Annotated in this window: 25 protein-coding genes and 1 tRNA gene; 19 read left to right on the forward strand and 7 right to left on the reverse strand. The window is 33.2% G+C overall.

Annotated elements, in window-relative coordinates; translation table 11 throughout:
- Window positions 1-86: 86 nt before the first annotated feature.
- From AABL81_RS08160 to AABL81_RS08180, 5 genes are all read left to right on the forward strand, one after another.
- Window positions 87-158, forward strand: a tRNA-Glu gene (locus AABL81_RS08160).
- 41 nt (window positions 159-199) lie between these two features.
- A complete protein-coding gene (gene rpsT, locus AABL81_RS08165; RefSeq protein ID WP_090409392.1) occupies window positions 200-451 on the forward strand; it encodes a 30S ribosomal protein S20 in 252 nt (83 codons plus the stop codon).
- A 136-nt stretch (window positions 452-587) separates the two neighbouring features.
- Window positions 588-2,387, forward strand: a complete 1,800-nt coding sequence (gene typA / locus AABL81_RS08170; RefSeq protein WP_341340785.1) for a translational GTPase TypA — start codon at window positions 588-590, stop codon at window positions 2,385-2,387.
- Between the two features lie 381 nt (window positions 2,388-2,768).
- Window positions 2,769-4,079, forward strand: coding sequence for a dihydrolipoamide acetyltransferase family protein (locus tag AABL81_RS08175; protein ID WP_341340786.1), 1,311 nt, complete (start codon window positions 2,769-2,771; stop codon window positions 4,077-4,079).
- An 85-nt stretch (window positions 4,080-4,164) separates the two neighbouring features.
- Window positions 4,165-4,869: a Dph6-related ATP pyrophosphatase gene (locus AABL81_RS08180; protein ID WP_341340787.1), complete on the forward strand. Its 705-nt coding sequence runs from the start codon at window positions 4,165-4,167 to the stop codon at window positions 4,867-4,869.
- Between the two features lie 4 nt (window positions 4,870-4,873).
- Here AABL81_RS08180 and AABL81_RS08185 read toward each other — a convergent pair whose 3' ends face one another.
- From AABL81_RS08185 to AABL81_RS08205, 5 genes are all read right to left on the reverse strand, one after another.
- Entirely contained in the window at window positions 4,874-5,299 is a 426-nt protein-coding gene (locus AABL81_RS08185) for a thioesterase family protein (RefSeq protein WP_158209354.1), read from the reverse strand.
- A 188-nt stretch (window positions 5,300-5,487) separates the two neighbouring features.
- On the reverse strand, window positions 5,488-7,497 hold the full coding sequence (locus AABL81_RS08190; RefSeq protein WP_341340788.1) for a TonB-dependent receptor plug domain-containing protein: 2,010 nt from the start codon (window positions 7,495-7,497) through the stop codon (window positions 5,488-5,490).
- A gap of 46 nt (window positions 7,498-7,543) precedes the next feature.
- A complete protein-coding gene (locus AABL81_RS08195) occupies window positions 7,544-8,509 on the reverse strand; it encodes a hypothetical protein (RefSeq protein WP_341340789.1) in 966 nt (321 codons plus the stop codon).
- Between the two features lie 94 nt (window positions 8,510-8,603).
- Entirely contained in the window at window positions 8,604-8,966 is a 363-nt protein-coding gene (locus AABL81_RS08200; protein ID WP_158209351.1) for a hypothetical protein, read from the reverse strand.
- An 85-nt stretch (window positions 8,967-9,051) separates the two neighbouring features.
- Window positions 9,052-10,080, reverse strand: a complete 1,029-nt coding sequence (locus AABL81_RS08205; protein ID WP_341340790.1) for a helix-turn-helix transcriptional regulator — start codon at window positions 10,078-10,080, stop codon at window positions 9,052-9,054.
- A 690-nt stretch (window positions 10,081-10,770) separates the two neighbouring features.
- Between AABL81_RS08205 and AABL81_RS08210 the strand changes: the two genes are divergently transcribed.
- The 5 genes from AABL81_RS08210 to AABL81_RS08230 all read left to right on the forward strand — a co-directional run bounded on the left by AABL81_RS08210 (window position 10,771) and on the right by AABL81_RS08230 (window position 15,551).
- Window positions 10,771-11,865 carry a slipin family protein gene (locus AABL81_RS08210; RefSeq protein WP_341340791.1) on the forward strand — a complete coding sequence of 365 codons (1,095 nt, stop codon included), beginning with the start codon at window positions 10,771-10,773 and terminating at the stop codon, window positions 11,863-11,865.
- A gap of 380 nt (window positions 11,866-12,245) precedes the next feature.
- On the forward strand, window positions 12,246-13,679 hold the full coding sequence (locus AABL81_RS08215) for an RtcB family protein (protein WP_341340792.1): 1,434 nt from the start codon (window positions 12,246-12,248) through the stop codon (window positions 13,677-13,679).
- A 211-nt stretch (window positions 13,680-13,890) separates the two neighbouring features.
- Window positions 13,891-14,220 carry an ArsR/SmtB family transcription factor gene (locus tag AABL81_RS08220; RefSeq protein ID WP_341340793.1) on the forward strand — a complete coding sequence of 110 codons (330 nt, stop codon included), beginning with the start codon at window positions 13,891-13,893 and terminating at the stop codon, window positions 14,218-14,220.
- Between the two features lie 64 nt (window positions 14,221-14,284).
- The gene (locus AABL81_RS08225; RefSeq protein WP_341340794.1) at window positions 14,285-14,737 is read left to right on the forward strand and encodes a DUF6428 family protein; all 453 of its coding nucleotides are present in this window, start codon (window positions 14,285-14,287) and stop codon (window positions 14,735-14,737) included.
- A gap of 283 nt (window positions 14,738-15,020) precedes the next feature.
- The gene (locus AABL81_RS08230) at window positions 15,021-15,551 is read left to right on the forward strand and encodes a hypothetical protein (protein ID WP_233269296.1); all 531 of its coding nucleotides are present in this window, start codon (window positions 15,021-15,023) and stop codon (window positions 15,549-15,551) included.
- Between the two features lie 38 nt (window positions 15,552-15,589).
- Here AABL81_RS08230 and AABL81_RS08235 read toward each other — a convergent pair whose 3' ends face one another.
- Window positions 15,590-15,931 carry a winged helix-turn-helix transcriptional regulator gene (locus AABL81_RS08235; protein ID WP_341340795.1) on the reverse strand — a complete coding sequence of 114 codons (342 nt, stop codon included), beginning with the start codon at window positions 15,929-15,931 and terminating at the stop codon, window positions 15,590-15,592.
- 91 nt (window positions 15,932-16,022) lie between these two features.
- Between AABL81_RS08235 and AABL81_RS08240 the strand changes: the two genes are divergently transcribed.
- The 4 genes from AABL81_RS08240 (at window position 16,023) to AABL81_RS08255 (ending at window position 18,921) form a co-directional block, all read left to right on the forward strand.
- Window positions 16,023-16,661 (forward strand): peroxiredoxin-like family protein, encoded by a 639-nt coding sequence (locus tag AABL81_RS08240; protein WP_341340796.1) that lies wholly within the window; start codon window positions 16,023-16,025, stop codon window positions 16,659-16,661.
- A gap of 3 nt (window positions 16,662-16,664) precedes the next feature.
- Window positions 16,665-17,456: a DNA alkylation repair protein gene (locus AABL81_RS08245; RefSeq protein WP_341340797.1), complete on the forward strand. Its 792-nt coding sequence runs from the start codon at window positions 16,665-16,667 to the stop codon at window positions 17,454-17,456.
- 471 nt (window positions 17,457-17,927) lie between these two features.
- A complete protein-coding gene (locus AABL81_RS08250; protein ID WP_158209342.1) occupies window positions 17,928-18,332 on the forward strand; it encodes a hypothetical protein in 405 nt (134 codons plus the stop codon).
- A 151-nt stretch (window positions 18,333-18,483) separates the two neighbouring features.
- On the forward strand, window positions 18,484-18,921 hold the full coding sequence (locus AABL81_RS08255) for an acyl-CoA thioesterase (RefSeq protein WP_341340798.1): 438 nt from the start codon (window positions 18,484-18,486) through the stop codon (window positions 18,919-18,921).
- A 66-nt stretch (window positions 18,922-18,987) separates the two neighbouring features.
- Here AABL81_RS08255 and AABL81_RS08260 read toward each other — a convergent pair whose 3' ends face one another.
- Window positions 18,988-19,437, reverse strand: coding sequence for a hypothetical protein (locus tag AABL81_RS08260; protein WP_341340799.1), 450 nt, complete (start codon window positions 19,435-19,437; stop codon window positions 18,988-18,990).
- 230 nt (window positions 19,438-19,667) lie between these two features.
- Here AABL81_RS08260 and AABL81_RS08265 point away from each other — a divergent pair, with 230 nt between their 5' ends.
- The 5 genes from AABL81_RS08265 to AABL81_RS08285 all read left to right on the forward strand — a co-directional run bounded on the left by AABL81_RS08265 (window position 19,668) and on the right by AABL81_RS08285 (window position 23,877).
- Window positions 19,668-20,693, forward strand: a complete 1,026-nt coding sequence (locus tag AABL81_RS08265) for a cytochrome c peroxidase (RefSeq protein ID WP_158209339.1) — start codon at window positions 19,668-19,670, stop codon at window positions 20,691-20,693.
- Between the two features lie 185 nt (window positions 20,694-20,878).
- The gene (locus AABL81_RS08270) at window positions 20,879-21,652 is read left to right on the forward strand and encodes a 3'-5' exonuclease (RefSeq protein WP_341340800.1); all 774 of its coding nucleotides are present in this window, start codon (window positions 20,879-20,881) and stop codon (window positions 21,650-21,652) included.
- 17 nt (window positions 21,653-21,669) lie between these two features.
- A complete protein-coding gene (locus AABL81_RS08275) occupies window positions 21,670-22,281 on the forward strand; it encodes a fumarylacetoacetate hydrolase family protein (RefSeq protein WP_158209337.1) in 612 nt (203 codons plus the stop codon).
- Window positions 22,282-22,285: 4 nt separating this feature from the next.
- Window positions 22,286-22,630, forward strand: a complete 345-nt coding sequence (locus AABL81_RS08280; protein WP_158209336.1) for a histidine kinase — start codon at window positions 22,286-22,288, stop codon at window positions 22,628-22,630.
- A gap of 2 nt (window positions 22,631-22,632) precedes the next feature.
- Entirely contained in the window at window positions 22,633-23,877 is a 1,245-nt protein-coding gene (locus AABL81_RS08285; RefSeq protein WP_341340801.1) for a competence/damage-inducible protein A, read from the forward strand.
- Window positions 23,878-23,879: the final 2 nt, after the last annotated feature.

Genomic DNA, 23,879 nt, shown 5'->3' on the forward strand with positions numbered 1-23,879 from the left:
GGACGCCAGGTTTTCATCCTGGTAACAGGGGTTCGATTCCCCTACGGACTACAAGTTTTTTTAAAAACTTAATATATTGAGATTTTGGTCCGTTCGTCTAGGGGTTAGGACGCCAGGTTTTCATCCTGGTAACAGGGGTTCGATTCCCCTACGGACTACAAGAGAAAAAATAGTATAGACTTAATAAAATATTTAGAAAATGGCAAATCATAAGTCAGCTTTAAAAAGAATTAGAAGTAACGAAAAGAAAAGAGTATTAAACAGATACCAACACAAAACAACTCGTAACGCAATCAAAGCATTACGTATGATCGAGGATAAAACTGAGGCTGGTGTTAAATTACCTGTAGTTGTTTCTATGATTGATAAATTAGCAAAGAAAAATATCATTCACTCGAATAAAGCTTCTAACTTGAAATCAAAATTAACTAAACACGTTGCTGCATTATAATAATACAGTTAGACGATTTAGTTTGTTAAGAAGAAAAAAATATCAAGCTCTCAATATCTGAGGGCTTTTCTTGTTTTTCTTATTCGTTTTATAGACGAAGTTATTAAATTAAAAATTTAAATTTTAAAATCCTTATATGACACCAATTAGGAATATTGCGATTATTGCACACGTTGACCACGGTAAAACAACTATGGTTGATAAAATCTTACACCACTGTCAATTGTTTCGTGACAATGAGAGCACGGGAGAATTAATTTTGGATAATGAGGATATCGAAAGAGAAAGAGGTATTACTATTACTTCAAAAAACGTTTCTGTAAATTATAAAGGAACAAAAATCAACATTATTGATACTCCTGGCCACGCCGATTTCGGTGGGGAAGTAGAGCGTGTATTGAATATGGCTGATGGTGTTCTTTTAATTGTAGATGCTTTTGAAGGGCCAATGCCACAAACTCGTTTCGTACTACAAAAAGCTATTAGTCTTGGATTAAAGCCGTGTGTAGTTGTAAATAAAGTTGATAAAGAAAACTGTACTCCAGAAGAAGTTCACGAGAAAGTATTCGATTTAATGTTCGAATTAGGAGCTGAAGAATGGCAAATGGATTTCCCTGCTGTTTACGGATCTGCTAAGAACAATTGGATGTCTGATGATTGGAAACAACCAACAGATTCATTTGAGCCTTTATTAGATATGGTTTTGAAACATATTCCAGAAGCTAAAGCTAACGAAGGAACTCCACAAATGTTGATTACATCTTTAGACTACTCTACTTTTACAGGTCGTGTTGCTATCGGTCGTCTTCACAGAGGTATTTTAAAAGAAGGAATGAATATTTCTTTAGTTAAACGCGATGGAAAAATCGTTAAAAGTAAAATTAAAGAATTGCAAACTTTCGAAGGTTTAGGACGTAAGAAAGTAAGCGAAGTTCACGCTGGTGATATTTGTGCAGTTGTAGGAATTGAAGGATTTGAAATTGGAGATGTTATTGCTGACTTCGAAAATCCAGAAGCATTAGCTACAATCACTATTGATGAGCCAACAATGAGCATGTTGTTTACAATTAATGACTCTCCTTTCTTCGGAAAAGAAGGTAAATATGTAACTTCTCGTCACATTAAGGATCGTTTAAGCAAAGAGCTTGAGAAAAACTTAGCTTTACGTGTTAAAGAGACTGACAGTGCTGATAAGTTTATGGTATTTGGACGTGGTGTATTGCACTTATCTGTATTGATTGAGACAATGCGTCGTGAAGGATACGAATTACAAATTGGACAGCCACAAGTAATCATCAAAGAAGTTGATGGTGTTAAATGTGAACCAATTGAGGAGTTAACAATTGATATTCCTGAGAATTTATCAGGACGTGCTGTTGAATACGTTTCTTTAAGAAAAGGTGAAATGTTAAGTATGGAGCCTAAAGGAGAACGTATGATTATTAAATTCAATATTCCTTCAAGAGGTATTATTGGTTTAAGAAATCAGTTATTAACAGCTACTGCAGGTGAAGCTATTATGTCTCACCGTTTCTTAGAGTACCAACCATACAAAGGAGAAATTGCTGGACGTAATAATGGTTCATTAATTTCTATGGAGAATGGAAAAGCTATTCCTTATTCAATTGATAAATTACAAGACCGTGGTAAATTCTTCGTTAATGCGAATGACGAAATTTACGAAGGACAAGTAATTGGAGAGAATACACGTAGTGATGATATGTGTATTAACGTAACTAAGGCTAAAAAACAGTCTAACGTTCGTTCTTCTGGTAATGATGAAAAAGCTAGAATCGTTCCTCCAATCATTTTCTCTTTAGAAGAAGCTTTAGAGTATATTCAAAAAGATGAGTATGTTGAGGTAACTCCAAAATCTTTACGTATTAGAAAGATCTTCTTAAAAGAAACAGATCGTAAACGTAATGTAATTAAATAATAATATTTTATTATATATAAAAGTCGACCAGCAATGGTCGACTTTTTTTATGGATTTATTTTACTACAATATTTAGAGAAATCTATGATTGTTTTTAATTTAGGATAGGTGCTTTTTTTGTATATTTCTGCATCTATCGGTTTTATCTATCTTTTCAGATGTAATTCGGGGAAATACTTTTTAATAATAGATTGTATTCTTTTGAATAAAATTCTAAAGAAAATAAGTAAAAAAACAATTTTTAAATCGAAGTAATGATAGGAATTAGGGAGATAGAGATTACTTTTTGTAAGAATGATAATTTTATAATCTATTATAAAAAGTCCGAAATATTATTAAATTTGTAATTTGAATCAAAAATCACAACCTTAGGTTATAAATATGGCAAAGTTCGAATTAAAATTACCCAAAATGGGTGAGAGTGTTGCTGAGGCAACAATTACAAACTGGTTGAAAAATGTAGGAGATCGCATAGAGGCAGATGAAACAGTTTTAGAAATAGCAACTGATAAAGTTGATAGCGAAGTTCCGTCAGAAGTGGAAGGAACTTTGGTTGAGATATTATTTCAAGTAGATGATGTTGTTCAAGTAGGACAAACAATTGCAATAATTGAAACTGAAGGAGGAAGTGCTGCACCTGCTCCAGCAGCAAATAACACTGTAGCACCTGAAGTTAAAGTAGTAGAAAACAATGTTGCAACTGCTCAAGAAGCGGTAGCTCCTGTTGATTTTTCTGATTCAGAAAAGTTCTTCTCTCCATTAGTGAAAAATATCGCTAAAGAAGAGGGAATATCTCTTGTTGAATTAGAAGCTATTGCTGGTACTGGTAAAGATGGACGTGTAACTAAGAATGATATTTTAGATTACGTTAAAAATAGAGGTTCACAACCTACTCAAGTTGCTGCCCCTGCACAAGCGGTTGCGCCAAAAGCAGCGCCTGTAGCTCAAACAGCAAGTAAAGCAGCTCCTGTATCAGTTAATGGTGCAGATGAGATTGTAGAGATGGATCGTATGCGTAAGCTTATTTCTGGGTATATGGTACAATCTGTACAGACTTCGGCTCACGTACAATCTTTTATTGAGGTTGACGTAACTAATATTGTAAACTGGAGAAATAAAGTTAAGAGTTCTTTCGAGAAGAGAGAAGGTGAGAAATTAACGTTTACACCAATCTTTATGGAAGCGGTTGCAAAAGCATTAAAAGATTTCCCTGGAATGAATATTTCTGTTGATGGTGATTACATCATTAAAAAGAAAAACATTAACCTTGGTATGGCTGCGGCTCTTCCAAATGGTAATTTAATTGTTCCTGTAATTAAAAATGCAGACCAATTGAACTTAGTTGGAATGGCAAAAGCTGTTAATGACTTAGGTAATCGTGCAAAAGCTGGTAAATTAAAACCAGACGATACACAAGGTGGTACTTATACAGTAACTAACGTTGGTACTTTTGGAAGTGTATTTGGTACACCAATTATCAACCAACCACAAGTAGGTATTTTAGCTTTAGGAGCTATTCGTAAGGTTCCTGCTGTTATTGAAACACCAGAAGGAGATTTCATTGGTATTCGTCAAAAAATGTTCTTATCTCACAGTTATGATCACCGTGTGGTAGATGGAGCTTTAGGAGGACAATTCGTACAACGTGTTGCTCAAATCTTAGAGGCATTTGACCCAAATAGAGAAGTATAATCTATTCGATTAATATATTTAAAAACGGCTTGGCTTTTGTCAAGCCGTTTTTTTTATACCTTGTATTTACAAATATTAGATGATTATGACTTCTAAGGCGTTTTTAAATTGGAGTACAGGAAAAGATGCAGCTTATGCATTATATACCCTGCAAAGTACAAAGGAATACAATGTAATTAGACTTATGACAACAGTAAACAAATCTTTTGGAAGAGTGTCGATGCACGGAATTCGTGAAGATGTGTTACGTAGACAAGCTGTATGTTTAGGACTGCCAATAGATATTGTGTATTTAACGGAAACATTGTCTTTACAAGAGTATGAGGTAATAATAACGAAACAATTAAGCGTGTATAAGTCTGAGGGGATATGTAATAGTGTTTATGGGGATATTTTATTAGAGGACTTGAAAACCTTTAGAGAACAACAGTTGCAAAGATTAGCTATTCAAGGAGTTTTTCCTTTGTGGAATATGAATACAAAGCTATTGGTAGAAGAGATGGTAAATGCAGGGATAAAAGCTATTGTCGTGTGTGTGAATGAGCAATTCCTTGATAAGAGTTTTGTTGGTAGGATAATAGACCATCAATTTATTGCAGACTTACCCGAGGGAGTCGATCCTTGTGGGGAGAATGGAGAGTTTCACACCTTTGTTTTTGATGGTCCTATGTTTCAAAAACGTGTTCCTTTTGAAATAGGTGAAATAGTTTATAAAACCTATGATGCTCCGAAGCAATGTAATCAGAAAGAAATACATCACTACGGATTCTGGTTTTTAGATATTTTGTAAGGAGTTATTCTTGTGGAATGAATTGTGTTTTCAATACTTCAGGTACTTCTACTACAGCTCTCTTATTGTAATCAAAAGTAACCATACCTGTTTTTGCTTTTGCAATTAGTTTTGTTTCTGTTTGAACAAGGTAGTACAAGTCAAAACCTACTCTTGTAAAATCTCCGGCAACTACTTGTATTGTTAAGTGATCACCATAGAAAGCTTCATTCTTGTATTCTATAGCCACATCACCCATTATTAAGCCTTTTCCTGCACAATCTAACTCTGTATATCCAAAGTTAGCTAAAAACAGCACTCGTGCCTCGTGAAGGATAGATAAGAGTTTGTCATTTGCTAAGTGATTACCATAATTAAGGTCTGTGATTCTCACGGGTATTGTTGTTGAGAAGATATATTCGTTTGGTAAGTTTAGTTTAATACGTGCCATTGTAAATTGGTTGTGTGTAATGTGTTTAAAAATAAGTAATTGTTATAAGAAATTTCTTTATTTCTATAGCTAATCACTGTTTATATTAAGAATGCGAAATAGTTAAAGATAATACATCAATTTATAAATAGCGATCACACTAACAAAAAATAAAAAAACCGGTAAGAGAATTACCGGTTTTTAAGATATTATAATTTGTAAGATAAGTTTACAAAGAAGTTTCTTCCAGGATTTGGAATTTTGTTCCAATCAGAATATGTTGTGTAATTAGTATCTAAGATGTTTTCAACACCAGCACCAATACTTAACATTTGTGTACCAAAATTAAACTTGTAGTTTGCATTATAGTTTAATGTTGCATAAGCAGGAGTAGTAGTTTCTCCATACGCTTCAGCAGCATTGCTTTTTACTGCATTACCAGTAACGCCTAACTGCGTATTAAACGAATTATATTTATAATCTACTGCAGCGCGGTAAGCAATAGGACTAATAAAAGGCAATGTATTTTCGTCTTTATCTTTTCCGTAGCTATATCCAACACCTCCAGATACAGTCCAATGAGTATCTACATTGTATTTGAAATTCCAATCAATTGTCGCTTGAATAGCATGATCAATATTTTGGTAAATCTTTAGCCCATTTCCTCCTGGAGTCATTACGTTGAATGGAGGAGTAATTACACCAATAATATAATTGTCTAAATAGAAGAAATTACCAGATAATTTAGTTGAGAAAGCAGGTGAAACATATTTTACAAATAAGTTAGCTTCGTAAGAAGACTCGTTTTTCATACTTGGGTTACCAATATAGTCATACTTATCTCCACTGTTGAAAAGGTAATATCCATACCCTTCAGAAACAGAAGGAGCTCTGTTACCATATCCTATACCAACTCCATAAACCCAATTGTCTTGTAGTCTTTCATAGTTAGCTGCAAAATTACCAACTACTCTTGTTTTATCTTTTTTAAATGAATCATCTACTAAGAAAATTCTCAATTGATTTACACCAGCTTCACTAACTGTATTATTATGAGATCCGATACTTGCTGTTAGCATTAAACTCTGACTGTCGTCTATTTGCCAATGGTCTTTAAAAGTCCCTCCAACATAAGTAGTTTTAACGTTAGGCCAAGTGTAAACAGACATATTAACGGCGTTAGTAAGAGTTGAGAACATTGTCATTTCCGCAATAGACTTATTGTGGTAAGTGTTCACTGTAGCACTTAAATGGTGGTTTTCTTTAGCTGTTGCTGATATAGTAGAATATGCACCAAAAGTATCGCTCCATCCTGGCATATCCATACGGATAGCTACATCTGGGCGATTGGTATCATCCATTCTATGTGTAATTGTATTGTAGTACAATTTAGTTTCCCATTTTGTTACCCAAGAATCAGTAGGAATGTAAGTGTGTTTCACAGAAGTGATAATCGCTTCTGCCAACGATACATCCATTGGTAGGGCAGGGTAACCAATGTCTGTTGCTTTATCATAGATAATAGCAGCTTCAACGCTATTGCTTTTGTTGATTGAGTAACCTAAAATACCAGATGTATTCAGTTTTCTAAATTGAGAGTATAAAACCTCTTTATTTCCACCAGCTTTATAATTGTCTGCATCTCTAAACATAATAGAACCACTCGCATAGAACTTTTTAGAAGTGAAGTCGAAGTTTCCACCTAAAATCTTTTGTTTGTTGATACTCTCAAAACCAGTTTGCACTTGTCCGCTAAATTGTTTGTCTTCAGTAAAAGCAAGTTTCTTTGTTCTCAAGTCGATGCTACCACCTAAAGTAGGACCAAAAATAGAGCCTTGTGAACCAGAAGTAACATCTATTTGGTCAAGGTTGTTGATTTCGACATAAGAAGTAATAGGATCCATTTTATCTGTACAAGCGTGGAATATTTGCATTCCATCAATAGTTTGTCTTGTACGCTCAATCGTCATATTGTTGATTAACGGCTCCCAAGCATAAGCACCACGTCTAACTAAAGTGATGTTTTCTTTTTTAGCAAGATAATCATCAATAGTTGTCAATGGTTTTTTATCAACAAGCTCTTTTTCTTTTGAATAAGTTAGAACAACCTCTTTCAAATTGCTATTCTTAAGCGTGTCATTTGCTGATGTATTTTGCCCTATTGCCATTGTAGCACTTAGGGCAGTTAATACACCAGTTATATATATATGTTTAAACATAGTCTTTTATTAAAAAGTGGATGACTTTAGGTTGGGCAAGTATAAATTATATGAATATATCAAGGAATTTGTCACCAAGAACAGGAGTTATATCAGTGTCTTTATTAACTCTAACAGGAGTATATACAGGCTTACCAGCAACAATATTCCCAGCTTCGTCTTTCACTACTAAATTGATATACCAATATCCAGGCATATTGAATACAATAGTACCATCATACATTCCAATATTACTATTGTATTTTAAAGGGTTTATAGCTGCACTAACACCATGGTTTGCCATATCTGGCATTCTTGGATCAATTTCTATAGATAAGTTTTCTACAACAGGAAATTCCATTCCCATTTTTTCTGATCTAAAAACCGATACCTGCATTTTATTTCTTCCAACCTTTGGATTTGGTATTTGATGAAAAGCGATGAAATGATTTTTACCATTATAAGTGAACATTTCTAATGTTTTGTTATCTCCTTTTGCAATAGAATTTATAATATTTTCTCTGTCAAAGAAATTGCCTGGTCTAACAGTTGTATTGATATCTGTTTTAATCTTATTTCCTTTGTTTTCTGATTCAACAGTAATTGTCCAATAGTTTTTATCTAACTCCATTCCTGCCATAGAAAACATAATTTCCCCTTCAAACTTATTAGTAGTTCCAGCTACAGGTCTAAGTTGTGTAATAGGAGCAGAGTGAGACATTTGATGACCATCTTGCATTGTCATATGCATTGTGATAGCCATTTTCGTGTTTGTAAACACTTTATTAGTCTCATCTTTATTATCTGTAATTTCTATGATAATTGGAGCTGTAGAAGGAGCGTAAAACTCTTTAGTATTAGTAAACACTTTAATAGAATAATCGCCTTCTGTTTGTGTTTTTATTGGGTCTGTAATGATTTCAACAGGTCTTGTAGTTGGCCCCTTTAACATTGAATTATCATCAGAAGAACAAGAAGTTGTTGTAAAAGCGATTGCGATTGCTGTAAAAGCGAAGTATAGTATTTTTTTCATTTTGTTTAAATCTTAAAATTATAATTATAGGTACATAGTGGCTTATGCGCTAAATAGCACAAAGTCAGTATATAAAACGGTAATAAAATAAGATTTAAGCGTGTGGTGGTTTGATAAAATCAAACGTAGGTAAGTAAGTATAAGCTATTTGGTAACTATCAGTTACTTTCGTAGCAAAGGGAATTGTGGGGATTACAGGACTATCCCATTCGTAGGGATTAAAGAAAAGTACCTCTAATTGCAATTGAAATGTCTTCTTAGCTGAGAAAGGATTATCCTCCTGAGCTGTTTTAGCTAATTCACTTTTTAAGTGACAGCTACCGTTACATTCTAATTCAGGCTTATCTTTATTGATACACAGTTCTTGAATAGCATCATAGTTAACCACGAAGTCCAATATTGGGAATACTGGCTTCATAAAGAATAACATTACTATGACTACTATAAAGTGTTTCATAACTGCAAAGGTACGTAAGCTTTGAGAAATAATTATATGATTAAAGGCAGTTTTGTATTAAAAAACAATATTATGATTTAGATAATCAATCATTTTTAGGCGTAATATTATAATTTTCAATCATTTTAGACAGGCGTTTACCTATTCTCTTTTTTAATTCTTTTGGTTCAAGAACTATCATATTTTCCCCAAAACCAAGTATTTCACGCTCCAATTCAAAGTTTAGAACCACATCTAAGCGAAAAGTTGTCCCTTCTTTCGTTTCGGAAATCACCTGTTGAGAAGGGTGAATAGGTTTTGTCTTTACATAAGGAGCATTATTGGCATCAATCCAAAGAACAACTTTTTTTGCTCTGTCTTTTTCAGTTTTAGTAACGCCTATTGTATCCTCAAAATAACGGTTGAAGTCAATGCCCTCATATTGTTTAAAAGGTTCATTTGCTAAGGTGTGTATATTTACAATTCTGTCCAAAGCCAGCGTGAGTAAATGAGGCAACTTATTATTTCTTGTAATCAAGAACCAGCGATTTCTAAATTCTTTTAATAAATAAGGATGGTATATTTCTTTACTTGCTTGTTGCGATTTGAAAGATTTGTATTCAATCAAAATAGGCTGTTTACTTTTTATCGCCTCATACAAAGGATTGATAAATTGAATCCCCTTTAAGCGATTATTGTTTTCCATCTGTATATAGTCAGGAGCTTTAGAACTACGCTTAAGCAAGCTATTGTCAAGTTTAGCAATCATCTCACTCATTTCATCTACTTGACTAAAACCGTTGAGGTGTTTTAAAATATTGACTACCTCTTTTAGTTTCTCCATATCAGTATCGTTAATAGGAGAATTTTTAATGCTAAAATCAGGATCTTCGTAAGTATAGTACTTTCGGTCTACAACAACAATAGGAGCATTATATCCTAAGCTATCACTACGCATCGTTTGAATATCCAGTTGAATGGTGCGTTTACTAACACCACTATCTATTCCTTCAAATTCATATAACGCATCAGATACTTTTTCAATCAAGTCATCTAATGTCCATTTTCTAAACCTATTTTGTAAGCATTCGTCAATGATTTTGTAGCGTAATAATGCCAATTTATTTGTAGCCATTCCTTTTGTCGATAAATAATAGGAGATAAAAGTACACAAAAACTTATTATGTACGCAATGTATTTGCGCAGTTGTTTTTTGTTTAAAAAGGTATTGTTTGTAAAGTGTTGTAAAACAGATGTTAGTGAATATTTTTAAACTTTTTTTAATCTGCGCAAGTCTATTGCGCATATAAATGCGCATCTTTGTACTGTTCGAAAGTACGCAAGCCTTGGAAGTGTTTCTGAATAGCACGGAAGTGAGGGACAATAGTTTACCTTATACTGCTTGTGGACTTAGAACAAACGGGCAATGCTCGTTTCCATATTCAAGATGTAGGTTCGAATCCTATTATTGTCAAAAGGCAATATAGCTTAATTGGTAAAGCGGAATATTCACGCAGCCTTCGGGCATTTATGGATGAAGCAGAGGACTTCTATAAAAACCTCTCATCATAATAGGTTCTGATAAATAGTGTTTCTGTTTTTTGTTTCGACAAAGAACACCTTTTTTTAAACCTGAAAAAACAAGTATAAGTTTTGGTGAGGTATATGGGATGTAGTGAGAATTTACTTTGCTTGCTGAGGTAACTTGGACACTACACAAGCTATACTAACGAATGCTTAACTCGTTTTTCCGTTTATAAAAAAGGGAAGCCTATTTATCGCTCCTTTTTCAACAAAAGATTTAAAAGATTAAAAAAATAGTACAATGAAAAAGTTACAAGTAAAAACAAATCACGTTGCCTTAGTTTTTAACCAAGGTGAATTGACTAAAGTATATCAGACAGGACAATATATTATTTGGGGTAATAAAGAAATTGAGCAATTCAACAAAGCGGATATGTTCCCAGTTCGCGAAGACGTAGATGCACTATTGCAAAATAGTACATTACAAGCGATGTTGAATGTAATTGATGTATTAGACAATGAAGTTGTTTTAGTGTTCAAAAACAAAGTATTTATGACTGCTCTTGGGGCGGGAAGACATATCTTTTGGAAAGACGCTACTGAGTTTACTTTTGAGCGTTACAACATCGATACAATAGAGGTTGATGAAACGATTCCTCGTGTATTGACAAACAAAGGTAATATGGGGCAATTCATCCGCAAGGTTGTTGTGTCTGCAAACGAGAGAGCGTTATTAGTAATCAACGGTAAGTTTGAACGTATTTTAGAAGCAGGTGAATACCGTTTCTGGAACAACGATTCTATTATTGAAACACAGTATATTGATATTCGTCAACAGAATATGGAGATGAATGGGCAAGAGATATTGACAAAAGACAAAGTACAATTAAGAGTAAACTTTAGCTTGACGTATCAAGTGAAAGACCTACTTGTAGCTTATGTTGATAATAAAGACGTTGAAAGACAAGTGTACACTATTATCCAATTGATGTTGAGAGAGAAAATCGGAAGAATGTCTTTTGACGAATTAATGGAAAATAAAGAGAACTTATCAGGCGATTTATTGCAAGAAGTGAAGGCTTCAATTGCAGCATTAGGTATTGATTTAACAGCTTGTGGTATCAAAGATATCATCTTGCCAGGAGAGATCCGTGAAATTATGAACCAAGTGTTAGTTGCTGAAAAGAAAGCACAAGCCAATATGATTACTCGCCGTGAAGAGACAGCAGCAACAAGAAGTTTGTTGAATACTGCCAAACTAATGGAAGAGAATGAAATGTTGCTGAAGTTAAAAGAGATGGAATACATCGAGAAAATTGCCGAGAAAGTTGGTGAAATCAGCTTATCTGGTGGTGGTAATGTATTACAACAGTTGAAAGAGGTATTTGGAAAATAATGCATCGTTTGCTGTAGTAACGCACTACTTGCTATAGATATCAAGGCAATTACACATCGTAATTGCCTTTTTTTATGGCGTTAACCCAAGTAGTTTGCTTATAAAAAGGCATTGTATAGTTTAGAAGAACACATTCTTTGTAATTAATAATCAAATGACTCTGTAGCTTAAAAGGAAAAGCCTACGGTTAAATTTGCTAACGTAGAGTGTACGGATATCCCGGCTTGACCTGCGCGGACAAGTTGGTAGAGTTTACAGAGGCACCGAAGATAGTAGGGAAGCGTATTAACAGCCGTACTGCCAATATGGAATGTGGGTTCGAATCCCACCAGAGTTACAAACAAAGAGAATTGTTCTTCTGAGAAAAAAGATAAAACAAAATGAAAAAGGAAAATACAATTATAAACGGAAATGATTTGATTGCGATAGGTTATCCAGAGAACGCTTTGTTGGGTGTTGCCTTAAAAGCAAACAAGAAACGTACAGGATTTACCAAAACAGAGATGTTAGCACATTATAAAATGGTGTTGGATAATGCAGAAGATTATCTAAATCACAAGGTATTTGGAAAGTTGGCTAAAGCGATTATTGATGGCATAGGACAAAGAGAAGAAACAGGAGTGATTCCATTAAGAGAAGAAGCTGTTGCTTATAGTATTTATGGAGCAGATCATATTGAAGAAGGAGCAATTAAACAAATGCAAACTGCTGTGAAATTACCCGTTGCAGTAGCTGGGGCGTTAATGCCAGATGCACACCAAGGATACGGATTGCCTATCGGAGGCGTGTTGGCTACAGAAAATGCGGTTATCCCTTATGGTGTAGGAGTAGATATTGGTTGTAGAATGGCCCTTTCTATTTTTGATATTAAAGGAATGGAGTTTTATGGAATGGAAGGCTTGCTGAAAGAGCAATTAGTGAAGCACACTAAGTTTGGAGCAGGACACGGTTTTTTAGGACAACATAAAGCCAATCACGCTATATTAGATAGAGGAGAGTTTAACTTAAATCCGTTTATCAAGAATTTACAAGATAAAGCTTGGTCACAGTTAGGTTCATCAGGAGGGGGAAACCACTTTGTAGAATGGGGGATTATGGAGTTTACAGACCGCGATGAGGTGTTGAATATTGATAAAGGAACTTATTTAGCCTTATTGACACACTCAGGTTCTCGTGGAATGGGAGCAACAATTGCAGGGCATTACACTAAAATAGCAAAAGAAGTATGTAAGTTACCACAAGAAGCGGCTAACCTTGCTTACTTAGATTTGAATTCACAAGAAGGACAAGAATATTGGATGATGATGAACTTAGCCGGAGATTACGCCTCTGCTTGTCACGAGGTAATTCACGATAAGTTGACCAAAGCTATAGGAGCAGAGGTATTAGCAAAGATTGAGAATCACCACAACTTTGCGTGGAAAGAGATGTACCAAGGAAAAGAAGTTATTGTACACAGAAAAGGAGCAACACCGGCGAGTGAAGGTGTTATGGGAATTATTCCTGGGTCTATGACTGCCCCTGGGTTTTTAGTTCGCGGAAAAGGAGAAGCAACTGCACTAAATTCAGCATCTCACGGAGCAGGACGACAAATGAGTCGTACACAAGCTATCAAGAACTTGAAGGCAGAAGATATCAAAGCCGTTTTAGCAGATTGCGGTGTACAGTTAATTGGAGCAGGAAAAGACGAAGCACCTATGGCTTATAAAGATATTTATGAAGTAATGGCAGCACAAGGAGAGTTAGTTGATGTAGTAGCGAAGTTTACTCCTAAAATTGTTCGTATGGCTGATGATGGAAGTAGAGAAGATTAAAGGGGATAAAAGTTTTATAAATCAAGAGAGTTACTTTTTGTAAAAAGAAGTAACTCTTTTTTTGATTACAATTTTAGTTAAGTACAAAAGCTGTGATTTATTACTTGGGAGAATCTGAAAAGGAAGGTTGTTTACTATTTAACAGAAACTTCTTTTTTACATTGTATATATATCGTAATATTGCGATATGATATTATAAGCATTAAAAGTTATGGGAATTACAAAGTCAGAATTGTTTAGCGATAAGAAGAATAAGTTAGCAGCAATGTTTAAGGTGTTGGCACATCCTGCCAGATTAGCGATTTTACAGTATATAATCAACCAACACGCTTGTATATGCAATGATTTAGTAGAAGAACTTGGCTTAGCACAAGCTACAATTTCTCAGCACTTGAAAGAATTAAAAAATGCAGGGATTATCAAAGGGAATATTGAAGGGAAATCAGTATGCTATTGTATTGACGAACAAGTGTGGCAAGAATTTTCTGTTGAGTTTGGACTTTTCTTTGCGCAAGATATAAAAGTAGATAAATGCTGTTAAAGCATTTTTTTAAATAAACGTATCGTAATAATACGATTATAAATGAAACAATAAATAAGAGAATATGAAATTATCAGAGGTTAAAGCAGCTTTAGAAAATTTAGAAAAAGTAGATTTTCAGTTTGAAGATGGTTCGTTTGTTCCAGCACATTTTCACGTAACAGAAGTGGGACAAGTTGATAAAAAATATATTGATTGTGGAGGTGTAATTCGACGCGAAATCAAAGTTAGTTTTCAGTTGTGGAATGCCAACGACTTTGAGCATCGATTAAAAGCTCGAAAGTTGTTTAATATAATTCGCTTGTCAGAGAATAAATTAGGGATAGAAGATGCAGAAGTTGAGGTTGAGTATCAAGGAGCAGCAACAATAGGAAAATATACATTAGATTTTAACGGTACACATTTTGTGTTAATCAATACATTAACCGCTTGTTTAGCAGAAGATGCTTGTGGTATAACACCTGAACAAGTAACAGGTAATAAGAGTGAATGTAGTCCGGGGTCAGGCTGTTGTTAGAATGTATGGTGATTAATTAACTCCTAAATAAAGAATAGTATATTGTATTTACTATGCTTTTGCAACTCTTTTAATGGAGTTTTATTCAGAGTGCTTGTATAGTGTATGTATACTCTATGTATACCCAATGTATAAAAACTATGTAAAAGTATAGAAGCATATTACAAGTACTATATAAAAAATATACATACAAGGTGAATAGCATTCAAATAATAATATTAATACTTTCGTAACCTATTGTAAGAAATTATTCTATCCTATACATTTGTCAAAAATCATCAATATGAAAAAAATTGTTGTAACACTAATTGCTTGCTTTGCATTGTTTGCTTGTAAGCAAGGTGAAAACGAAGAAACAGCAGGAGTAAGTGAAGTAAAATCAGAAGTTACAGCTACACAAAGTGAAGCTATTCACAAGTTGACTTCAGAATTAATGGTTCCTTTGGAAATAGTAGAAGAAGGAAGTACAATTGCTACAGAGCGATATGGACTTGACTTTTCAGGTAATTGTTATGCTTGTGATATTGCTAATGTATTGATAGATGGTGAAATGATTACCTTGATGAATGCGTGTGATTTAGAAAATCAAATATCGTTTAAAGTAACAGGAATTGAAGAGAAAGAGAATACAATTACTGTAAAGACACCTGTAAATGAATTTATATTCGAACAAATTGATGAGGTGCCGGTTTATAAAGTTACAGTAACGGGACAGTCGTTAGACAAAGAATTTTTTAGAATAGGAGCCTTTTATACAACACATAGTAAGTTGAAAACATTTAGTATTCACGACTGTGGGGAGTTTGATGGTTAATAATAAATAAAAACATATATAAACGGGATTATAAGGAATTATAATTCCGTTTTTTCTTTTAGCAATAGTTCTCCCCACGCATTTAAGTTCCAAAGTACAGCAACTAACTTTTCTCCAAGTGGAGTTAATGAATATTCTACTCGTGGTGGCAGTTCATTAAAACTTGTTTTTAGTAATATGCCATCCTGTTCCAACTCTTTTAGCTGTTGATTGAGAACACGGCGGTCAACTTTCATTATTCCTCTAAGCATTTCACTTGGGCGCTTATGTCCATTATTGATTTGCCAAACAATAGGAATTTTCCATTTTCCACTTATTGCATTAACTGCAAATTCAAGAGGGCATATTTTTTCTTCTATCGTTGATTGCTTGTTATTCATAAAAGTGACTTTTTTATCCCTATGGGGTAAATTTATGCGGTATTGTACAGACCACTACTCTTTATAATCTTTGTAAAAATAAGGTTTTATAATGAATGAAATTAAGCAAGCGTTAGAAGAAATAAAGGAGGTGATGACAAAGCAATTACCTGCTGAAGTATTAGAAGTATTTAGTTCTTCGATAGAAGACTTAAAGAGACAAGAAGAATTAAAGTCTGTTGTTGAGGTTGGCGATTTATTTCCCGATGCTTGTTTGTTGACAGTAGAAGGAGAAAGTGTTGATTTAAAAGAATTATATGGCTCAAGTAAGTTGATTGTTTCTTTTGTAAGAGGGAATTGGTGTCCTTTTTGTTCTGTTGAGGTAAGTTTTCTTGCCAAACATTATGCAGAAATCAAACAAAAAGGAGGTGAGGTTGTCGTTATTACTCCCCAACAAAGTAGTTTAAATGCAGCGTGGAGTACAGAAGCAAGTTTTCCTTTCTGTGTACTACAAGACAAAGACAATGCACTGAGTAATGTGTTAGGAATAAGTTTTGCGTTGCAAGAAAATGTAATCCCCTATTATAAAGCGTTAGGAATTGATTTAACTTTGATAAATGGAAACGAAGATTATAAGTTGCCAATTCCAGTTACTTATATTGTAGACGAAAAGGGAATTGTAACTTATAAATATGAAGACAAGGATTATATGAATCGCGTAGAGATTACAGAACTACTAAAAAATATATAAGGAATGGAAAAGCGCAAAGGAGCCCGTTCGATGAAAGATATACCGACTGCTATTTTAGAACAATTGAATAGAGGGGAAATAGAAAGTGCTAATCTTACAGAATGGTTAGCAATTGATAAGTTGTTACTGGTAGAAAATGTTTTGGCAGATTTAAAACGTACAGCATATATACCTATAGTGTTAGATGGAATTGCAGGTCTTAAAAAAGTTACAGCAAATACGATCAATCAAAGTGTAGGGCATACATTATATCAATTATCAAAAGAGAGAGGAGATAAGGAGTTATTTGGATTACTAAAAAATCACAAAAGTGATTCCGTACGTTGTTGGGCTACATATTTCATACAATACAATAAAGAGATGTTGATAAGTGGCAAATTGAAGGCTATAAGTGACTTTGCGCGAGATACACATTTTGGAGTACGTGAGATTTCTTGGATGGCAGTTCGACAAGATATCATTGAAAATTTAGAAGAAAGTTTGAATTTATTACAAGAATGGACTAAGGATGGAAATGAGAATATCAGAAGGTTTGCGTCTGAAGCTACACGTCCAAGAGGAGTATGGGCAACACATATTACTGAGTTAAAAGTCAACCCCAGCCTTGCTTTACCAATATTAGAAGTGTTAAAAGCAGACTCTTCAAAATACGTTAGAGACAGTGTAGGGAATTGGTTAAATGATGCTGCTAAGGATAATCCTCTTTTTGTAAAAGAAGTTTGTGATGAATGGATGCGTGAAAATGGAAGCAAGGAAACAGCATATATAATTAAAAAAGGAACAAGAAACCCTTGATTCTTATTCTCAAATATTGGAAATAAGATTATTTAGAGCAATTATAAAGTGAAGAAGATCACAAAAAGTGATGATTTGACTTTTTTACAATCAATATTTAGTGAATATTACAATTATTTAAGGTTTTTTTAGATTGTGTTAAATAATTTTAACAGGGTGTTTTTAGTGATATGTTTAAAGATATTCTTTAATTGATTGTGATAATTGGGTGATTTAAGGTAATTAGGTGGTTAAATGTTAATTTAGTGTTATTGACTTATTTAAAGGTTTATTTAAAAGCTAAAAAAGGCTGTTCTGTGTATTTAATTAAGTTAATTAATATTTTATAATTATTATTTTAGTAAAATATTTGCTTATAATTTAATAATGTTATGTTGGGATTTATAAATACTTAATAATGATTATATATTGTTGTGATTATTAATGAATTAGTATCTTTATCTGTGAAAAGAAAATTAAATTTTGTTGTTTATGAAAGCAGAAGTACATTACAATGACTTCACAGGAAGTATCGCAGCTGATATCTCTGACAGAATCGCTGCAAACAAAGGTAATTATATCAGTAGTATTGGGGAATACTTTGGTATAGATCAAGAAAAATTTAAAGTAGTAGGAATTTCTATGTCGGGAATTACAAGCTTTAGTGTTACCTTAATATGTGTGGATAAAGAAAAAAGTTCACCAGTAAAAGAGCACATCGTAAAGATGAATGTGAATTTAGATGTTGAAGGACAAAAAACAATGCTTGAGTTATTATTTAAGCGTATCAATGTTATGTTGTTTGATGCAGGAGAGAATCACTACCCGTCTTTAGAGTGTGATGAGGAAGTAGCGTATGAAGACTTCCATCAGGTAGAGCATTATGATATTTACTAATATATAGTAAATACTTTCAGAGATTGAAAAAGCCCTTAGCATTTTGCTAAGGGCTTTTTTAATGATTTCTCTTTTAAAAAGGTATGACTATTTGTTAAAAAAAATTGGAATCACTTTTAGAATTTATATCTTGAGATATAAATTGAAAAAAATGGAATTTAATATAAGTGATTTTAGATTTTATCACCCGTTAGAAGTTAGATGGAGTGATTTAGACCCTTTAGGACACGTTAACAATGTTGTGTTTATCGACTATTTTCAAATAGGTAGAGGATATTATATGAAGGAAGCAAGTAAAACGTGGGATTGGTATAAAGATATGTTTGTGATTGCGAATATTTCGTGTAATTATTTAAAAGAAATAAATCTAACAGTACAAAATCCACGTGTAGGTGTGCGAATTGCAAAAATGGGAGGGAAGAGTTTTGAAATTGAATATGCTGTTTTAAGCGATGGTGCTGAAAGAGAGGTAATAGTGCATGCTATTGGAACAAGTACTCAAGTGATGATTGATATGAAAGAGAAAAGGTCAATTGAAATACCTGAGTGGTTAAGAAATGAGATTTCTACATACGAACCAGCATTGTAAGGATAGAATAACAATTGAAAAGCATTAAATAACAAGAGGTTTCTAAATTTAGAAACCTCTTGTTATTTAAAAACGGACATTTTTCCAAATAGCCATATCGGCTAATATTTTATCTGTATCAGCATTCACTTCTTTTAAGTGATTTGATGTGTATAACGTATATCTTGCTTTATCTAATTGAAGCCTTACCTCATACTGATTAATAATCTTTACACTTATTTGTTTGCTTGAGTCTATAAATTCTTGGTAGCTACCGTTAGAATTATTCTCTTGAAGTTTCAAGAAAATAGGCTCTGACTTTTTATTTAGCTTGTCGTCTTGTTGATATACAAGTGTAGCTTCTCCATCTTTATATGTAAAGAAATAATTTTTAAACATAAAGGTTTTGGCAGAATATATAGTTGTTTCAGATTTGTTTAATTTATAAGGAGCCGAAACAATAGTTTCTGTTGTTTGGCAACTTTGAAGAAGCAAACCAGAAAAAGTTAGCATTAGTAAGTAAAAAGAAGATTTCATTGCTTATTGTTTTTGATTGGTTGATACCAAAATATAATAATTAATTAATAAAACAAAATTAATTTTATTATATGTGTTTTTTTAGGTGTTTTTTATTGTTTAAAAGTATTGTCTGTCGCTGATATTTTTGAGAATTGTTTAATTTGAAATACTTCAATTCTGCTGACATTTATCATATGTATTATTTCTTTGATAAGGTACATTTAGGAACAAATAAATATTAAAAACCTATGTTTAAAAAAGTTGTTTTATTATCTGTTTTAATGTCATTTGTAGCTTGTAAAAATGATCAAGAAAAAACGGAAGACGTTAATTCAAATGAGAAATCAGAATTATTAAGTAAAGCGAGTACTTATTTTAAGTCTCTATCAACAGTAGAGTTTGAGAAGTTAGATCCCAAAAAAGTAGAATTAGGGAAGTATTTATATTTTGACACGAGGTTATCAGGAGAGGGGAATATTAGTTGTAACTCTTGTCACGATTTAAATACATTTGGAGTAGATAACAAGAAGTTTTCTCCTGGAGATGACGGTTCATTAGGAGCAAGAAACTCACCAACGGTATTACACGCATCATTGCATAGTATGCAGTTTTGGGATGGTCGTGCAAAAGATGTAGAAGAACAGGCAGGTGGACCTATTTTAAATCCTGTAGAGCACAATATTAAAAATGAAAAAGAATTAGAAGAGAGAATTCAAAAGATAGATTTGTATAAAGATCTATTCGCTCAAGTATATAAAGGAGAAAAACAGCCTATTAGTTTTGGTAATATTACTAATGCTATCGGTGCTTTTGAGAGAACATTGAATCCTGAGAGTAGATTTGATAAGTTTTTGGATGGAGATGAAAAGGCTTTAACTGCACAAGAACAAAAAGGATTAGAAACTTTTATGAGTGTAGGATGTATTACTTGTCATAATGGCGTAGCATTAGGAGGACAAATGTTCCAAAAATTCGGAGTATATAAAAATTACTGGGAATTGACAGAGTCTGAAAAAATTGACAATGGATTGTATGATTTAACGAAAGAGGAAGTTCAGAAATATTTGTTTAAAGTGCCAGGATTGAGAAACGTAACAAACACAGCACCCTATTTTCACGATGGTTCCGTATCAGATTTAAAAAGAGCAGTTGAAATTATGGGTATTGTTCAAAATAATATAACACTTGATGCACAACAATTAGACGATATCGCTGCTTTCTTAGGTAGTTTATCTTCTGATTTACCAGATAGTGTAAAAAAATCACCTTTCTAAAAAGGGATAATGTTAATGTTATAATTGTTTTTAAAGAAGGAAGTCACTTATTCGTAAGTGGCTTCTTTTGTTTAAAAAACAAGTAGAATTTAAATCTTAACGTTAATTGTTTTTTAAACTTAGGACGTTATAACCTGAATGAGTGTTTTACATTTTATATATTTGTAGTAAACAAAATCTGAATAATGGAATTAAAATTACATAGACCAATTTGTTTTTTCGATTTAGAAACAACAGGTATTGATGTAGCGAAGGACAGAATTGTAGAGATTGCAATTTTAAAGGTATATCCAAACGGAAACAAAGAAAGTAGAACTTGGTTGGTTAATCCGGGAATGCCTATACCAGAACAGTCTTCAAAGATACACGGGATTACAGATGAGAAAGTAGCAAATGAACCAACATTTAAAGAGTTGGCTTCACAAGTTTACAATATGATTAAGGATGCTGATTTAGCTGGGTTTAATTCTGATCGATTTGATATTCCTTTATTAGCAGAAGAATTGTTGCGTGCTGGAGTTGATTTTGAAATGGGAAATAGAGTGTCAGTTGATGTTCAGACTATCTTTCATAAGAAAGAGGAGCGTACTTTAAGTGCTGCTTATCGCTTTTATTGTAACGAAACTCTTGAAAATGCACACTCAGCAGCAGCAGATACAAATGCTACTTATGAGATTTTAAAAGCACAATTAGATCGTTATGAGGATTTGGAGAATGATATGAAAGCATTGTCTGAATTTACAACAAGAAAAAGAAGTGTTGATTTTGCTGGATTTATTGCGTTAAATGAAGATGGTGAAGAGATTTTTACTTTCGGAAAAAATAAAGGTGTATTAGTGTCTGAGGTATTGGAAAAAGAACCAGGATATTATGGTTGGATTCAAAATGCTGATTTTCCTCTATACACTAAGAAAGTATTGACAGGAATTAAATTGAGAAAATTAAACAATAAGTTTTAATCTAATAACATAAGAAAATGAAGATTATTTGTGTTGGTAGAAATTATGTAGATCATATAGCTGAGCTTAATAATGAAAGACCGAGTGAGCCTGTTTTGTTTATAAAACCGGATACCGCTTTGTTGGGAAAAGAAATTCCTTTTGTTATACCAGAGTTTTCTGAGGATATTCATTATGAAGTAGAGCTTGTGTTGAAAGTGTGTAAGGTAGGAAAGTATATTGATGTCAAATTTGCTCATAAATATTATGATCAAGTTTCGTTGGGAATTGATTTTACCGCAAGAGATCTTCAAAGCAAATTGAAAGAAAAAGGGCTTCCTTGGGAAAAAGCAAAAGGCTTTGATGGTTCGGCAAATGTTGGGACCTTCTTTTCAAAGGATGAATTACCTAATTTGTTTGATACAGAGTTTTTGTTGAAACAAAATGGGAATGTAGTTCAGAAAGCTTCAACGGCACAGATGATTTGGAATATAGATGAGATTATTGCAGAAGTTTCAAAATATTTCACTTTAAAAACAGGCGATTTAATTTATACAGGAACTCCAGCAGGGGTAGGTAAAGTAAATGAAGGGGATGTTTTAGAAGGTGAAATTGCAGGAAGACCGATATTCCGTTTAAATGTAAAATAGTTTTATGGCACTTTATTATGACTTAGGTCCTTTGTTTAAAAAGTATAATGACGATCAAGAACTTGTTAAAGAGAGATTGGTTGATTTTATAGAGGATTCACGTCGTCGTTTGAAAAAAATGAAGACAGGGATAGATGAAAAGGCGTATGTAAAAGTTAACAAACATACACAAGCTTTATTGCCTTCATTAGATTTTTTAGGTATGGATCAAGCTTTAGAAGAACTTTCTTTAATTGAGAAATGGACAAAAGAAGAAGGGAAAACTAAAGAAGTTAAAGAGATATTCAAGTCTTTTAAAACACACGTAAAAAATGCGGTAAAAGAGTTGAAGAAAGATTTCGATTTGTAAGTATGAAAGCGAGTATAGTAACAATAGGTGATGAGATTCTGATAGGGCAAATAGTTGATACAAATTCGGCTTATCTTGCAAAAGAATTAGATAAGCTCGGTTTTGATGTTATAGAAATTATTACAGTTTCAGATAAAAGAGAGGCGATAGAAGCGGTTTTACAAAGACAGTTAAGTATCGTTGATTTAGTTATTATCACAGGAGGCTTAGGACCTACCAAAGACGATGTTACTAAAAACGTTTTTTGTGATTTCTTCGGAGATAGATTAATTGAAGATGAAAGTGTTTTGAATCACGTTTCAGAAATGTTGGAACGTTTATTTAAAAGACCTCTGTCACCAATAAATAGACAACAAGCATTAGTTCCTTCGAAAGCTAAAGTCCTATTTAATAAGGTAGGTACAGCTCCAGGAATGTTAATGAGTAAAGAGAATACTACATTTATATCATTACCAGGAGTTCCGTTTGAAATGAAAACAATCTTTGTAGATGAGGTTGTTCCTTTTGTAGAGAAGACATTTCAAAAATCATTTAATTTTCACAAGACTATAATTACTTATGGTTTAGGAGAGAGTTTATTAGCAGAATTATTGGAAGAATGGGAAGATAATTTACCACAAAATGTTAAGTTGGCCTATTTGCCAAGTGCAGGAAGTGTTAGATTACGATTATCTATTCAAGGTGATTCGAAGGTTTTTTTGGAGCAAGTTATTGATAGTCAATTGAAAGCGTTGCCTGAATCAGTGATTCCCTATGTTCGTGCATATGAGGATTTAAGTTTAGGAGAAATTGTTATCAGAGAATTGGAAAATAGAGAAAAAACTATTTCCTTTGCAGAAAGTTGTACAGGGGGAAAACTTTCTACAATGTTTAATGAGAAGCCAGGTTCTTCAAGTTATTTTAAAGGCGGAATAGTAACCTATTCTACTCAAAGTAAGATTGACTTGTTAGGAGTAAACCAAGCGACGATAGATAAATATAGTGTAGTAAGCGAAAAGGTAGCTATAGAAATGGCGACGAAAGCAAAAGAAAGATTTAAATCTGACTATGCGATTGCTACAACTGGTAATGCTGGACCGTCAAAAGGAGACTCTCCTGAGGAAATAGGAACAGTATATATAGGTATAGCAACACCTGAAAAAGTTTTTGCAAAGAAATATCAGTTCGGTCAACCAAGAGAGAAAGTCATAAATAGTGCGGTTTCCAAAGGTTTAGACTTGATATATAATGAAATATTAGAAAAATAACG

Source organism: Myroides sp. C1519 (genome assembly GCF_038039755.1).
Taxonomy (GTDB): domain Bacteria; phylum Bacteroidota; class Bacteroidia; order Flavobacteriales; family Flavobacteriaceae; genus Flavobacterium; species Flavobacterium phaeum_A.

Excerpts from the sequence above, each read along its gene's own strand:
- rpsT (WP_090409392.1), top strand. The coding sequence starts at position 200 with ATGGCAAATCATAAGTCAGCTTTAAAAAGAATTAGAAGTAACGAAAAG.
- typA (WP_341340785.1), top strand. The coding sequence starts at position 588 with ATGACACCAATTAGGAATATTGCGATTATTGCACACGTTGACCACGGT.
- AABL81_RS08175 (WP_341340786.1), top strand. The coding sequence starts at position 2,769 with ATGGCAAAGTTCGAATTAAAATTACCCAAAATGGGTGAGAGTGTTGCT.
- AABL81_RS08180 (WP_341340787.1), top strand. The coding sequence starts at position 4,165 with ATGACTTCTAAGGCGTTTTTAAATTGGAGTACAGGAAAAGATGCAGCT.
- AABL81_RS08185 (WP_158209354.1), bottom strand. The coding sequence starts at position 5,299 with ATGGCACGTATTAAACTAAACTTACCAAACGAATATATCTTCTCAACA.
- AABL81_RS08190 (WP_341340788.1), bottom strand. The coding sequence starts at position 7,497 with ATGTTTAAACATATATATATAACTGGTGTATTAACTGCCCTAAGTGCT.
- AABL81_RS08195 (WP_341340789.1), bottom strand. The coding sequence starts at position 8,509 with ATGAAAAAAATACTATACTTCGCTTTTACAGCAATCGCAATCGCTTTT.
- AABL81_RS08200 (WP_158209351.1), bottom strand. The coding sequence starts at position 8,966 with ATGAAACACTTTATAGTAGTCATAGTAATGTTATTCTTTATGAAGCCA.
- AABL81_RS08205 (WP_341340790.1), bottom strand. The coding sequence starts at position 10,080 with ATGGCTACAAATAAATTGGCATTATTACGCTACAAAATCATTGACGAA.
- AABL81_RS08210 (WP_341340791.1), top strand. The coding sequence starts at position 10,771 with ATGAAAAAGTTACAAGTAAAAACAAATCACGTTGCCTTAGTTTTTAAC.
- AABL81_RS08215 (WP_341340792.1), top strand. The coding sequence starts at position 12,246 with ATGAAAAAGGAAAATACAATTATAAACGGAAATGATTTGATTGCGATA.
- AABL81_RS08220 (WP_341340793.1), top strand. The coding sequence starts at position 13,891 with ATGGGAATTACAAAGTCAGAATTGTTTAGCGATAAGAAGAATAAGTTA.
- AABL81_RS08225 (WP_341340794.1), top strand. The coding sequence starts at position 14,285 with ATGAAATTATCAGAGGTTAAAGCAGCTTTAGAAAATTTAGAAAAAGTA.
- AABL81_RS08230 (WP_233269296.1), top strand. The coding sequence starts at position 15,021 with ATGAAAAAAATTGTTGTAACACTAATTGCTTGCTTTGCATTGTTTGCT.
- AABL81_RS08235 (WP_341340795.1), bottom strand. The coding sequence starts at position 15,931 with ATGAATAACAAGCAATCAACGATAGAAGAAAAAATATGCCCTCTTGAA.
- AABL81_RS08240 (WP_341340796.1), top strand. The coding sequence starts at position 16,023 with ATGAATGAAATTAAGCAAGCGTTAGAAGAAATAAAGGAGGTGATGACA.
- AABL81_RS08245 (WP_341340797.1), top strand. The coding sequence starts at position 16,665 with ATGGAAAAGCGCAAAGGAGCCCGTTCGATGAAAGATATACCGACTGCT.
- AABL81_RS08250 (WP_158209342.1), top strand. The coding sequence starts at position 17,928 with ATGAAAGCAGAAGTACATTACAATGACTTCACAGGAAGTATCGCAGCT.
- AABL81_RS08255 (WP_341340798.1), top strand. The coding sequence starts at position 18,484 with ATGGAATTTAATATAAGTGATTTTAGATTTTATCACCCGTTAGAAGTT.
- AABL81_RS08260 (WP_341340799.1), bottom strand. The coding sequence starts at position 19,437 with ATGAAATCTTCTTTTTACTTACTAATGCTAACTTTTTCTGGTTTGCTT.
- AABL81_RS08265 (WP_158209339.1), top strand. The coding sequence starts at position 19,668 with ATGTTTAAAAAAGTTGTTTTATTATCTGTTTTAATGTCATTTGTAGCT.
- AABL81_RS08270 (WP_341340800.1), top strand. The coding sequence starts at position 20,879 with ATGGAATTAAAATTACATAGACCAATTTGTTTTTTCGATTTAGAAACA.
- AABL81_RS08275 (WP_158209337.1), top strand. The coding sequence starts at position 21,670 with ATGAAGATTATTTGTGTTGGTAGAAATTATGTAGATCATATAGCTGAG.
- AABL81_RS08280 (WP_158209336.1), top strand. The coding sequence starts at position 22,286 with ATGGCACTTTATTATGACTTAGGTCCTTTGTTTAAAAAGTATAATGAC.
- AABL81_RS08285 (WP_341340801.1), top strand. The coding sequence starts at position 22,633 with ATGAAAGCGAGTATAGTAACAATAGGTGATGAGATTCTGATAGGGCAA.